We start from the raw sequence: 12393 nt of genomic DNA, 5'->3' as shown, positions 1-12393 counted from the left end.
GAGCGGCGCATGAGCGCCGCGGCAGTTCGCCCCAGGGTGGTGATCGTCGATGGCGTGCCGATGTCTGGCCTAGTTGCGGAGGCCGAGTCCCCCGAAAACCCCAAAGCCGTCGTCCTGGCCATCCACGGCGGCGGCACCACGGCGGTCTACTTTGACTGCCCTGGACATCCGCATTTGTCGTTGCTGCGGTTGGGCGCCACACTCGGGTTCACCGTCATCGCGCTCGACCGGCCCGGCTACGGCAGCTCGGCACCGTACCCGGAGGCGATGCAACGGCCGGAGCAACGCGTCGATCTTGCGTTCGGCGCCGTCGAACGCATCCTCGACCAGCGGCCGCAGGGGGCCGGGTTGTTTGTGATGGGTCATTCGGGCGGCTGCGAGCTGGCAGTGCGCATGGCGGCCAGCCCACGGGGCGTCGACCTACTCGGCCTCGAATTGGGCGGTACCGGAAGGCGATATCAACCCGCCGCCAAGGAAGTCATGAAAGCAGCCGCCCTACAGGATCGCCCACCCGGGGTGCGGGAGCTGCTGTGGGAACCGATGCGGCTGTATCCAGCCGACATCCCGCGAGGGATCACGAATTCTTCGACGGCGCCGCACTACGAACGCGCCATGGCGTTGAACTGGCCGCACCAGGACTTTCCGGCGTTGGCGCCCGGGGTGCAGGTCCCGGTTCGCTTCAGCGTCGGTGAGCACGACAACGTATATCGTGCCGACGCGACCGCACTGGCCGAAATCACCGATATGTTCTCCGCAACAACACGTTTCGTCAGCAACCTGGAACCAGACGCCGGCCACAATCTCAGCCTCGGACACACCGCGGCCGACTACCACCGCAACGTCTTTGCCTTCGTCGAGGAATGTGCGGCGGCAGGCTCAGCGACCGAAGATTTGGAGGCCGGTTGATGCGGGTCGGCTTCATCGGGTTGGGCAGTCAGGGCGGCCCCATGGCGCGGCGGATCGTCGAGGCCGGCCATCCGACGACGCTGTGGGCACGCAGGCCAGCAACCCTCGAGCCGTTCGCCGCCAATCTGGGAACCGCGGCGACCGCTCTTTCGCTAGGAAAGGCTCTCGGCGTCTCCCCGCAGCGCCTCACCGAAGTCGTCGCCCGCAGCAGCGGTAACAGCTTCGCGCTCAACGCCATAGGCGATACCGGCAACCTGGACCGGCTGGCCCGCGTTGCCGGAGGACTGCTGCGAAAGGACGTGCGATTGGTCGTCGACCTCGCCGAGGCGGCCGCGGCTCGCGGTGGGGCGGTTCTGGCTGCCGCCGATGCCGCCCTGACTCTGATGGAACACCCCCGATGATCGAGCCCTTTTCCGCTCGCCACGAAGCCACTACCGTTAGCACTACAGTGAGGCATTCTGTTGGTGCCAGTCCCAGCCCTTAGGTCACCGTCGAGGAGGATGCGCAATGACCAAACCGAAGGTCGTCTTCGATCCGTTTTCCGAGGACTTCTTCAATGGCGCATGGGATACGTATCGGCGCATGCAGGAGGAGACGCCGGTCTACTACAGCGAGGAATACGACTTCTATGCGTTGACCCGCCATGAGGACGTGGCCGCGGGGCTGAAGGATTTCGAACAGTATTCGTCGGCCTACGGCATTGACCTGTCGATGGTGCGGACCGGAAAGCCGACGGAGCAACGGTCGATCATTTTTATGGATCCCCCTGACCACCGGCACATGCGCAGCTTGCTCAACAGAGTCTTCACACCGCGCGCTATCCAATCGCAGAAGCAGATGGTTGCCGCCAAGATCGACAAGTACCTCGGCAACGCCAATCCCGATCGGTTCGATGTGGTGCATGACTTCTCCGGTCCGTTTCCCGTCGAGGTGATCACGACAATGCTGGGCGTGCCGGAGGAGCACGCCCAACGGGTGCGCCACCTGATCGACGAGTCGCTGCACCGCGAACCCGGACAGGTCGAGGTCGGCGAGCGTGGCATGCAAGCCAACATCGAAACCGGGATGTTGTATTACGAACTCCTACAGCAGCGCCGAGCCGAGCCGCGCGACGACCTGTTCACCAAGCTGATCAACGCCGAGATTGAACGTGAGGACGGCGGGAAGACCAAGCTGGACGACATCGAAATCGCCGGATTTGCAACCCTATTGGGCGGCGCCGGGGCCGAGACCGTGACCAAGCTCGTCGGCAACGCGCCGGTGGTGTTCGCGCGGTTCCCCGAGCAGTGGCAGAAGCTACTCGACGACCGCAGCAAGATTCCCGCGGCCGTCGAAGAGCTACTACGGTATGAGGCGCCGTCCCAATATCAGGTTCGTTGTTCGACCAAAGATATAGAGCTGCATGGCGTTACGATTCCGGCCATGAAGCCGGTGTTCCTGATCAACGCCGCGGCCAACCGCGACCCCGAAGCGTGGACGGACCCCGACAACTTCGACATCGACCGCGACCGACACGAGGCGCTGAACCTCGGATTTGGTTACGGAATTCACAGTTGCCTCGGCGCGGCGCTGGCCCGCATGGAAAGCGCGATCGCCTTGGAGAAGCTGCTCGACTTCATGCCGCACTACGAGGTGGACTGGGCGGGCTGCAATCGCGTTCATATGCAAAACGTTGCGGGCTGGAAGAACGTACCGGTCAAGGTTCTGCCATGAGAGTCGAAGTCCCGGTCAGCGCTCGCTAATGGCCTGCTCCGGGCAGCATTCGATGGCTTCGCGGGCAGCGGCCTCCAATTCCGTTGGCACATCGGATGTTATGGCCACCGAATAGCCGTCATCGGTCAGGCTGAAGACCTCCGGGCACAACGTGACACACACGCCGTGACCCCGACAGCACTGGTCGTCGACCGTAACTTTCATACCGGCGTGAACTCCAGGTGTAGCTCGGTCAGTCCGCGCAAGATGTAGGTCGGAACATATTGGTAGCGACGGTCATTCGCCGAACCGTGGACGCGCTCGTCGATCCTGATTTCCGACGTCCGGTCGAGCAGCCGCTCGATGGCGACCCGGGTTTCGGCGCGTGCCAGCGGCGCGCCCGGGCAACTGTGGATCCCCCGCCCGAACGAGAGGTGTTGCCGGGCATTCTTGCGCGCGGGATCGAACGTGGTGGGGTCGTCGAACCGGCGCGGATCCCGGTTGGCGGCCGCCTGCAGCACCATCACGGTGGTGCCCGCCGGCAGGTCGACACCGCCCACGGTCACCGGCACCCGGGACAAGCGGAAGTCGCCCTTGACCGGGCTTTCGATGCGTAGCGCTTCCTCAATGAAATTGGGAATCAGGCTGCGGTCCTTGCGCAACTGTTCCTGAATATCGGGGCGCTCACCCATGGTCTGCAATGCCGCACCCAACAGCCGCACGGTCGTTTCCTGGCCCGCCGAGAAGACGTTGCACGCAACCCGGGCCACGTCCTCGACGTCGGGGATGGAACCGTCGGGGAAGGTCGCGGTGGCCAGGCCGGTGAGCACATCGTCGCGGGGCTCGCGGCGGCGGTCGCGAACGTAGTCGGAGAAGGTGCCGTAAAGGAACTCCAGCGGGTTGTGCGCCAACGCTTCCTTACCGGTGCCCCCGACACCGCCGCCGGAGTGCTGGCGGATGTTGCTGACGAAGGTGTCTCGGTCCTCTTCGGGTACACCCAGCAGGTCGGCGATGACCAGCAGCGTGAAGGGACCCGCGAAGCCCTTGATGAATTCACCATGACCCGGTGCCAGGAACCCGTCGAGCACGCGGTCGGCGAGCACCCACATGGCGTCCTCGTTCTCCTTGAGGCGCTTTGGGGTGATCAGCCGCATCAGCAGGGAGCGATGGTTGGTGTGGGTGGGCGGGTCGAGCGTGGGCAGCTGGTCGCTAAACGGGAGCTCGTCGCGATGCTGCTCGATCAGCTCGGTCACGTCACTGCTTTCCAATCCGTCCAGGGATACCGGAAAACCAGGAAACGGGCCGGTCACCGAGATGCAGGAGGAGAACGTCTCGGCATCGTTCAAGACACCAACCGCCTCTTCCCAGCCGGTGATCATGGTGACACCGTGGCGGTCTTCGCGGGTGACCGGGCATTGCTGCCGCAGGGCCTCGTAGTAGGGGTACGGGTCCTCGACAAGCCGGCTGTCACGGAAGAAATCCATCTCGGTGAAGTCGTTCATGAGAACCTCCCTCTCACAGATGAGTATGACATTTCCACGGGAGGGTCGCCAATCGCAAACGTTGGCGTGGGCTCCGAGGGTGAAATACCCGACGCGACACGCCGCTATGGCGTCGCGAGATTCACGGTCGAGGCAGCTTAGGCGGGCACCAAATCCGCCGCAACCGACGGGCAGGCCATCAGCCCGCTGCGGAACATTTCGGTCGATGCGATGGAAGCCTGGGGCAGCGCGGCCGCGGCCATCGCCTGGGCCTTGAACGTTCGGGCGGCCATGCTCAGCTGATGCGCTACCTGGCCGACGCTGTCGTCCAGCTCGGCCGGCCAGGTCTGGCCCCACAGCGTGACTTCGGTGACGCCGTGATCGAGGGCCTGCAGCACGCCACGCCGCACCCGCGGGTCGCATCCGAGAAGATCCGCCGCCGCCGCTAAGGCCTGTGGGCGGGGCCGAGTACTCACCGATGCCAAGGCGTCTTCGAGGTCGAGTGTCTGGACTCCGAGGATCTGCACCGGCCGGTTGTCAGTGTGGTCAGCGACAAGGACGGTGACGTCCCAGCCCGCCATGGCGCGGTCGAACAGCCCCCCGCCGGCGAACTGCACCACGTCGGCGACGGTGGCGGCGACGACGTCGAGGCGATACCTCATGTCTTCCGGGACGTCCTGGGCGGGGCGAAGTCCCGTGCCAATGACTCCGCGTATTCCTTGAACACCGCGGTCAGGGGTATCGAAGGATTGAGCAACCATATCGTTTCCATTCCGTGGACGAAGGCGAGAATCTCCACTGCCTTGACGGACGGGTCTATCTCGGTGCGATACCGGCCGTCGGCCTGACCGCGCCGGATGAGTTCGGCGACGATGTCGATCGCTTCCCGCTGCCGGTCCAGCATGCGGTCGTGCAACGGGGCGTCGGGAAGGATATTTTCGACCAGCAGCACGGTGAACGTGCCGACCAGTTCGGGTGCCCGGTTGAAGCGATCGGCAACCCGTGCGATCTCGACGAGGAGATCACCGGTCCGGTCGGCATGAGAATCGTCATCGAGGTCACGCGCGTCCAGCACCGCGTGCAGCAGCTGTTCCTTGGATTCGAAGTGATGCAACAGTCCCGCCGGGCTGACCCCGGCTTCCCCGGCAATCTGGGCCAATGTCGTATTGCGCCAACCATTACGCGTCAACAGCCGCTGCGCGACCTCAAGGATCCGCTGCTTGCGGTCCTCACCCTTGGCGAGAAGCGTGTTGTACGGCCGTGCGTCTGGCACCGCACTCCTTCGTCTCACGAGGAAACCTACTGAACACACAGTAGGTTGGTGGGCCCACGCTGACAAGAGGCGACGTGCGCACTCCGTTAAGCGACGAGTTCTACCAGCGTGGCGTTGGCCGTCCCGCCGCCCTCGCACATGGTCTGCAGCCCGTAGCGAATCCCGTTGTCGCGCATGTGATGCACCATTCGCGTCATCAACACCGCGCCGGACGCGCCCAGCGGGTGGCCCAGCGCGATGGCTCCACCCAACGGATTTAGCCGATCCGGATCCGCTCCGGTTTCGGCGAGCCATGCCAGCGGCACCGGCGCGAACGCTTCGTTCACCTCGAAGACGCCAACCTCCGATAGCGAGACACCTGACTTGCGCAGCACCTTCTCGGTCGCCGGAATCGGACCGGTGAGCATGAGCACCGGGTCGGCCCCGGTGACCGCACCCGCTCGGTAGCGCACTATCGGCGTCAACCCCAGCTCCAGCGCCATCGCCGACGTGGTCACCAACAGCGCGGCAGCGCCGTCGGAGATTTGGGAGGAATTGCCCGCGTGGATGACACCGTCGTCGACGAATGCCGGCTTGAGCGCAGCCAGTTTCTCGACGCTGGTCCCGCGCCGCACCCCCTCGTCGGCGAGCACGACGGGACCGTCGGCCCCTTCGTCCGGAAAAACCGGCACGATCTGACCGATGAAGGCCCCGCCGTCCTGGGCCGCGGCGGCCCGCTCATGGGACAAGACGGAGTATTCGTCGAGCTGGCCGCGGGAGAACCCCCACTTCTTGGCGATCATCTCAGCCGACAGTCCCTGGTTGAACGAGAAATCGCCATAGCGGGCAAGGACTTTCGGCCCATAGGGCATCCCGGTAGCCCTGGCCGCCCCGAGCGGAACGCGGCTCATGACTTCGACGCCACCGGCCACTACGACGTCTTGCTGACCCGACATCACCGCTTGCACTGCAAAGTCGAGAGCCTGCTGGCTGGAACCGCACGCCCGGTTAACGGTGGTTCCGGGGATGCTCTCCGGCCAGCCGGCGGCCAGCACCGCGTAGCGGCCGATGTTGCTGGACTGGTCACCGACCTGGGAGACACAGCCCCAGATCACGTCGTCGATGACCTCGGGCCTGACGCCCGTGCGTTCCAGCAGTTCGTTGAGGACGACGGCGGACAGGTCGGCGGCGTGCATGCCGGACAAGCCGCCGTTGCGCTTTCCCACCGCGGTACGCACGGCCTCGACGATCACTGTTTCACGCACGGTCTGCTCCGATCCCGATCTCGATACCCAACGACCAGTAAACGACGGGTCCAGTTCTGCGATGACGGCGGCATGCGCTTCACGGGGGCTTCAACACCGGAACGCTGCAGTCGGGTTTCTTCCACTAACGGATCGGGTACCTCCCTAGCTAGACAAGCGACGGGGGGATATGAGGGTGAACTTTTCGGTGTTGCCGCCCGAGATCAATTCTGGGCGGATGTTTTCCGGTGTCGGTTCGGCGCCGATGTTGAAAGCGTCGGTGGCCTGGGACGGCGTTGCCGCGCAACTGGGTTCGGCAGCGGAATCCTTTGCGTCGATGACCTCGGGCCTAACGGGTCAGGCGTGGCAGGGTCCGGCGGCGGCGGCGATGACGGCAGCCGCGGCTCCGTATGTGGGCTGGTTGAGTGCGGCCGCGACGCGCGCCGCGACGGCCTCGACTCAGGCCAAGACGGTAGCCAGCGCTTTTGAAGCCGCGCGAGCGGCGACGGTTCATCCTGCAGCGGTGACCGCCAACCGCAATGTGCTCGTGCAGCTGGTGTTGTCGAACTTCTTTGGACAGAATGCGCCTGCGATCGCGGCTACCGAGGGCGTCTACGAGGAGATGTGGGCCGCCGACGTGACGGCGATGGTCGGATATCACTCGGGGGCGTCAGCAGTGGCCGCGCAATTGCCGTCCTGGCGGCAGGGCATGGAGGTTCTGCCACGGCTCGGGCAATAGCGCTCAGTAACTTCTGGGTAGCTTGAGCGCGTGCGTACCAAGGAAATTCAGAATCATCTCCTGACTGATCGGCGCGATCTTCATCAGCCGGGCCTCGCGGAAGTAGCGGGCGACGTGATATTCCTCCGCGTAGCCCATGCCGCCGTGGGTTTGCAAAGCCCGGTCCGCGGCGGCAAAGCCGGCATCGGCGCAGAGGTATTTGGCGGTATTCGCTTCGCGCCCACAGGGTTTGCCGTTGTCATAGAGCCACGTGGCCTTGCGGAGCATCAGCTCGGCAGCGTCCAGCCGGGCCAGTGCGTCGGCCAGCGGGAACTGGATGCCTTGATTCATGCCGATCGGCCGGCCGAAGACCTCGCGTTCGTTGGCGTACTTGACCGCTTTGTCGAGTGCGACCCTGCCGATCCCTAACGCTTCGGCCGCGATCAGCATCCGCTCCGGGTTCAGTCCGTCGAGTATGTACTGAAAACCCTTGCCTTCTTCTCCAATTCGATCTTCGACGGGGATCTCCAAGTTGTCGATGAACAGCTCGTTGGAGCTGACGGCGTTGCGTCCCATCTTGGGAATCGGGCGGATGTCGACCCGGCTGCGGTCGAGGTCGGTGAGGAACAGCGTCATCCCATCGGTCTTTTTGGTGACCTCGTCATAGCTCTTTGTGCGTGTTAGCAGCAGGATCTTGTTGGACTCCATCGCTTTGGAGATCCACACCTTGCGGCCGTTGACCACATAGCGATCGCCGTCGCGTTTGGCGAATGTGGTGATGCGTGACGTGTCAAGCCCGGCACCGGGTTCGGTCACGCCGAAGCAGACATGCACCTCGCCGGTGGCGACGGGGGGCAACGTGCGCGCCTTGAGTTCCTCGGAGCCGTGCACCACCACGGGTTGCATACCGAAGATGGACAGGTGAATCGAGCTGGCGGCATTCATGGCGCCGCCGGATTTGGCGACCTCCTCGAGCAGGATCGTTGCTTCGGTGATGCCCAGGCCATGGCCGCCGTACTCGGTCGGGATCGTCATCCCCAGCCAGCCGCCGTCGGCTATGGCCCGGTAGAACTCCGTCGGAAACTCGTGCGCCTGATCCTTGTCCATCCAATAGTGGTCGTCGAACTTCCGCGCCAACTCGGCGACCGAGCGGCGAATCAGCTCCTGGTCTTCGGTGAGCTCAAACTCCATAGCGCGCACCTCCCTTCAGCGCGAGCAGACGCAGAATCGCATGATTTGCGCCCCAACAATGCGATTCTGCGTCTGCTCGCCGGCATTAGGTGCGTCAGTCCTGGTTGCCGGTGAGCTCTTTCGCGCTAGCCGCAAACTCCGCGAACGACGACCCCGCCCGCTCGTCCTTGTGGTGACTCAGCGCCCGAATGGACACGTCGTGTCCCTCGGCGGCCTTGCGCAGCGCGCCGACGGTCGCCTGCTCCGGTGTGATGTGGGTGAACGGGTCGAACGAATACCAGCGCATCGCGTTCTGGTGAGTCATCTTCTTGATCTCGTCGTCGGGCACGTTGTTGAGCGACAGAACGTCCCACAGCTCCTCGGGTGCGCCCGGCCACATGGAGTCGCTGTGCGGGTAATCGGCCTCCCAACAGATGTTGTCGATGCCGATCATGTTGCGCAGCGCAACGCCGACCTTGTCGCTGATGAAGCAGGTCAGGAAGTGGTCGCGGAAGACGTCGGACGGCAGCTTGTTGCCGAAGTTCTGGTGCGTCCACGTCGAGTGCATCTCGTACGTCCGGTCCGCGCGCTCCAGGAAGTAGGGAATCCATCCGGTCCCACCCTCCGACAGCGCGATCTTCAGACCCGGGTACTCCTTGATTGGCCGCGACCAGAGCAGATCGGCGGCGGCCTGCACGATGTTCATCGGCTGCAGCGTGATCATGACGTCCATCGGCGCATCCGGCGCGGTGATCGCGAGCCGCCCCGAGGACCCGATGTGGATGTTCATCACGGTGTTGGTGTCGCACAACGCCTTCCACAGCGGGTTCCAGTACTCGTTGTGGAAGCTGGGGTAGCCCATCGCGGCCGGGTTCTCGGTGAAGGTCAGCGCGTGCACACCCTTCTTCGAGACCCGCCGCACCTCGGCGGCGCACGCCTCGGCGTCCCAGATCACCGGTATCGCCATCGGGATGAACCGCGCCGGGTACGCCCCGCACCACTCGTCGATGTGCCAGTCGTTGTAGGCCTGCACCAGGGCCACCGAGAAATCGGGATCCTCGGTGGCGAACAGGCGCCCGGCAAAACCCGGGAAGGACGGGAAGCAGATCGAGGCCAGGATGCCCCCGGCGTTCATGTCCTTGATGCGCTCGTCGACGTTGTAGCAACCCGGCCGGATCTCATCCAGACCCGTGGGCTCGATGCCGTACTCCTCCTTGGGCCGGCCCGCAACCGCGTTGAGCGCAACATTCGGGATCACCGTGTCGCGGAACTTCCACATGTCCGAGCCGTCAGGATTGTGCACCAGCCGCGGCGCGTCGTCCAGGTACTTCGACGACAGGTGGTTCTTGAACATGTTTGGCGGCTCGACGGTGTGGTCGTCGACGCTGATCAGGATCATGTCCTCTTTGTTCATTGCCGGTTCCTCTCCCATTGAGTCCCATTGAGTCCATTTGAGTCCATTTGAGTCCATCTGGGTACGCCCGGTCCCGCCCGTTTAGGGCACCGTCATCGGACGAGCCGCCGCATCCGCCAAGCTCCCTACTATTGAAAACTATCTTCTCTTGAAGTGAGAATCAACATTCAGGAAGCTTGCGACGGACCGGCGCGTGTGCAACGACTAGGGCAAATCGGCTCCTTGGGAGCGATATTGGGCCAGCCGGCGCCGCAGCGCGACGGCCAGCTCAACGGGTCCGGACGCGTCAGCATTGACCGCGAGACCGAATCGTGCAAGTCTATTGGTTGTAAATGAGAATCTAATTCTCTCTTTTGAGAGGGGAGTGCCGGATGCGCCTGCCGCCGCTGCCCGCTGACCAATGGGACGAGGCTGTCCAACGGTCGCTGGCCGGCATGCTGTCCGCGGAGCGTCGCAACCCGCGGGACGCCGGTAACGCGCTGTCGACCTTTGTCCACCACCCCGCGCTGGCCAAAGCGTTTCTCGGGTTCAATATCCACCTCCTCTTCGCGTCCACGTTGTCGCCTCGGATTCGAGAGTTGACCATCTTGCGGATCGCGCATCGTCGCGACTCCGCGTACGAGTGGACCCATCACGTCGCCTTGGCCAAACGAGCCGGGTTGACCGATGACGAGATAGCCGCGGTTCGCCAGGGCCCCGATGGTTGGACGGCCGGCGACTTCGAACGGGCGGTGCTTACCGGGGTCGACGAACTCGATCAAGAATCCCAGATATCCGACGAGACCTGGGCCGCGCTCGGCGAACGCTTGGACGACCGCCAGCGCATGGATTTCGTCTTCACGGTCGGCTGTTACGCGCTGCTGGCCATGGCCTTCAACACCTTTGGCGTTGAGGTCGAGAAGGCCGACTAGGACAGGAAGGTAGAACGTTGCCCCACTTCACGAAGCCGGCCGCGGGAAGTTGGACGGAAAATTACCCCGAATTGGGCACCGCACCAGTCGATTACACCGACTCGGTCGATCCGACGTTCTTCGAAGCCGAGCGCGAGGCAATCTTCAAGCGGACTTGGCTCAACGTCGGTCGTGTCGAGCGACTGCCGCGCACCGGCAGCTATTTCACCAAAGAGCTGCCGTCGGCCGGTAAGGGCATGTCCGTCATCATCGTCAAAACGAAGGACGGGTCAATCAAGGCGTTTCACAACATCTGCCGCCACCGCGGAAACAAGCTGGTGTGGAACGATTACCCGCACGAAGAAACGTCAGGCGCCTGCCGGCAGTTCACGTGTAAGTATCACGCCTGGCGGTACAGCATCGACGGCGATTTGACCTTCATCCAACAGGAGGATGAGTTCTTCAACGTCGACAAGAGCCAGTACGGATTGGTGGGGGTCCGCTGCGAGGTGTGGGAAGGGTTCATCTTTGTCAACCTCGACCAAAACGCGAAGCCCCTCGTGGATTACCTGGGACCATTGGCCAAGGGCATCGAAGGCTACCCGTTCCACGAAATGACCGAGGTCTACTCCTACAAGGCCGAGGTGGGCAGCAACTGGAAGTTGTTCATAGACGCATTCGCCGAGTTCTACCACGCCCCGGTGCTCCACCAAAAGCAATACACCGCAGAAGAAGCCGCCAAGATCCAGAAGCACGGCTTTGAGGCGCTGTACTACGAGCTGGCGAGCCCACACGGGATGATCTCCACCTGGGGCGGCCAATCGCCGCCGGTTGATCTGAACATGGTCAAGCCCATGGACCGTCTCCTGCGTAGCGGACTATTCGGGCCCTGGGACCGGCCGGAGGTCATTGAGAAGCTCGAAAACCTGCCCCCGGGTGTCAACCCGGCGAAAGCCAAGCAGTGGGGCATCGATTCGTGGCACTTCTTCCCGAACTTTATGTTGTTGATCTGGGCGCCAGGCTGGTACCTGACCTATCACTACTGGCCGACCGCCGTCGACAAGCACATCTTCGAAACCACACTGTATTTCGTCCCGCCGAGAAACGCGCGGGAGCGGTTGGCCCAAGAATTGGCCGCGGTGACGTTCAAAGAGTATGCGCTACAGGATGCCAACACCCTGGAGGCGACGCAGACCATGATTGGCACCCGGGTGGTCAGAGATTTTCCGCTGTGCGATCAGGAAATACTTCTCCGCCATCTACACAAGGTGACCGGGGATTACGTCAAGGAGTACCAGAAGAATGGCGCTGCACACTGAATTCTCAGACCTGGAACCATTTCTGGACTGGGATCTGGCAACCGAACCCGAGCGCTACGCCAAGCGCCTGGCCTCCACGATGACCGAGATGCAGGCGTTCTATGACGCGGCATTCCCCCGCATGAACGACGTCATCGCCTACTGCGAAAAGTACCCGCTTGACGATCTGCCCGACGACGCACAGACCCTGATGCACATGATGCAATCGCTGATCATGGTGTCGTTTCCGGTGGAGGCCTGGAAACAGCCGCGGGTCCCCGACAGCGGCGCCGCCTGGGTGGAGCTGATCAAAGAGCCGGTGATCTAA

At 63.3% G+C, this 12393-nt stretch carries 13 protein-coding genes and 1 pseudogene; 7 read left to right on the top strand and 7 right to left on the bottom strand.

Annotation, left to right across the window (positions count from 1 at the left end; translation table 11 throughout):
- Positions 1 to 9 precede the first annotated feature (9 nt).
- The 3 genes from MSIMFI_RS11290 (at position 10) to MSIMFI_RS11280 (ending at position 2619) form a co-directional block, all read left to right on the top strand.
- A complete protein-coding gene (locus MSIMFI_RS11290; protein ID WP_191497264.1) occupies positions 10 to 906 on the top strand; it encodes an alpha/beta hydrolase in 897 nt (298 codons plus the stop codon).
- The gene (locus tag MSIMFI_RS11285) at positions 906 to 1307 is read left to right on the top strand and encodes an NAD-binding protein (protein ID WP_191497263.1); all 402 of its coding nucleotides are present in this window, start codon (positions 906 to 908) and stop codon (positions 1305 to 1307) included. The genes MSIMFI_RS11290 and MSIMFI_RS11285 overlap by 1 nt, the downstream gene beginning before the upstream one ends.
- A 106-nt stretch (positions 1308 to 1413) precedes the next feature.
- Positions 1414 to 2619, top strand: coding sequence for a cytochrome P450 (locus MSIMFI_RS11280; RefSeq protein WP_191497262.1), 1206 nt, complete (start codon positions 1414 to 1416; stop codon positions 2617 to 2619).
- Between the two features lie 15 nt (positions 2620 to 2634).
- Here MSIMFI_RS11280 and MSIMFI_RS11275 read toward each other — a convergent pair whose 3' ends face one another.
- From MSIMFI_RS11275 to MSIMFI_RS11255, 5 genes are all read right to left on the bottom strand, one after another.
- On the bottom strand, positions 2635 to 2823 hold the full coding sequence (locus MSIMFI_RS11275; RefSeq protein ID WP_191497261.1) for a ferredoxin: 189 nt from the start codon (positions 2821 to 2823) through the stop codon (positions 2635 to 2637).
- Positions 2820 to 4100: a cytochrome P450 gene (locus MSIMFI_RS11270; RefSeq protein ID WP_191497260.1), complete on the bottom strand. Its 1281-nt coding sequence runs from the start codon at positions 4098 to 4100 to the stop codon at positions 2820 to 2822. Before MSIMFI_RS11270 ends, MSIMFI_RS11275 begins: the two co-directional genes overlap by 4 nt.
- Positions 4101 to 4237: 137 nt before the next feature.
- The gene (locus MSIMFI_RS11265) at positions 4238 to 4741 is read right to left on the bottom strand and encodes a hypothetical protein (protein ID WP_191497259.1); all 504 of its coding nucleotides are present in this window, start codon (positions 4739 to 4741) and stop codon (positions 4238 to 4240) included.
- A complete protein-coding gene (locus MSIMFI_RS11260) occupies positions 4738 to 5352 on the bottom strand; it encodes a TetR/AcrR family transcriptional regulator (protein ID WP_191497258.1) in 615 nt (204 codons plus the stop codon). The genes MSIMFI_RS11265 and MSIMFI_RS11260 overlap by 4 nt, the downstream gene beginning before the upstream one ends.
- 86 nt (positions 5353 to 5438) lie before the next feature.
- Positions 5439 to 6596, bottom strand: a complete 1158-nt coding sequence (locus tag MSIMFI_RS11255; RefSeq protein WP_191497257.1) for a thiolase family protein — start codon at positions 6594 to 6596, stop codon at positions 5439 to 5441.
- Between the two features lie 175 nt (positions 6597 to 6771).
- On the opposite strand from MSIMFI_RS11255, the pseudogene MSIMFI_RS11250 reads away from it, so the two are divergent.
- Positions 6772 to 7290, top strand: a pseudogene (locus MSIMFI_RS11250) (PPE family protein); the annotation flags it as partial.
- Positions 7291 to 7317: 27 nt separating this feature from the next.
- Here the strand turns inward: MSIMFI_RS11250 and MSIMFI_RS11245 are convergent.
- Both MSIMFI_RS11245 and MSIMFI_RS11240 read right to left on the bottom strand, forming a co-directional pair.
- Positions 7318 to 8484: an acyl-CoA dehydrogenase family protein gene (locus MSIMFI_RS11245; protein ID WP_191497255.1), complete on the bottom strand. Its 1167-nt coding sequence runs from the start codon at positions 8482 to 8484 to the stop codon at positions 7318 to 7320.
- Positions 8485 to 8578: 94 nt separating this feature from the next.
- Positions 8579 to 9877: an amidohydrolase family protein gene (locus MSIMFI_RS11240; RefSeq protein WP_191497254.1), complete on the bottom strand. Its 1299-nt coding sequence runs from the start codon at positions 9875 to 9877 to the stop codon at positions 8579 to 8581.
- 371 nt (positions 9878 to 10248) lie between these two features.
- Here MSIMFI_RS11240 and MSIMFI_RS11235 point away from each other — a divergent pair, with 371 nt between their 5' ends.
- Genes MSIMFI_RS11235 through MSIMFI_RS11225 form a run of 3 tightly spaced genes read left to right on the top strand, consistent with a single transcriptional unit; the run spans position 10249 to position 12393 of the window.
- A complete protein-coding gene (locus MSIMFI_RS11235) occupies positions 10249 to 10788 on the top strand; it encodes a carboxymuconolactone decarboxylase family protein (protein WP_191497253.1) in 540 nt (179 codons plus the stop codon).
- A gap of 17 nt (positions 10789 to 10805) precedes the next feature.
- Positions 10806 to 12086 carry an aromatic ring-hydroxylating oxygenase subunit alpha gene (locus MSIMFI_RS11230; protein WP_191497252.1) on the top strand — a complete coding sequence of 427 codons (1281 nt, stop codon included), beginning with the start codon at positions 10806 to 10808 and terminating at the stop codon, positions 12084 to 12086.
- Positions 12070 to 12393, top strand: coding sequence for a hypothetical protein (locus MSIMFI_RS11225; protein WP_191497251.1), 324 nt, complete (start codon positions 12070 to 12072; stop codon positions 12391 to 12393). Before MSIMFI_RS11230 ends, MSIMFI_RS11225 begins: the two co-directional genes overlap by 17 nt.

Origin of the sequence: Mycobacterium simulans, from assembly GCF_900232995.1 — a bacterium.
GTDB lineage: Bacteria > Actinomycetota > Actinomycetes > Mycobacteriales > Mycobacteriaceae > Mycobacterium > Mycobacterium simulans.
This window is presented reverse-complemented; position numbering and strand designations above follow the sequence as displayed.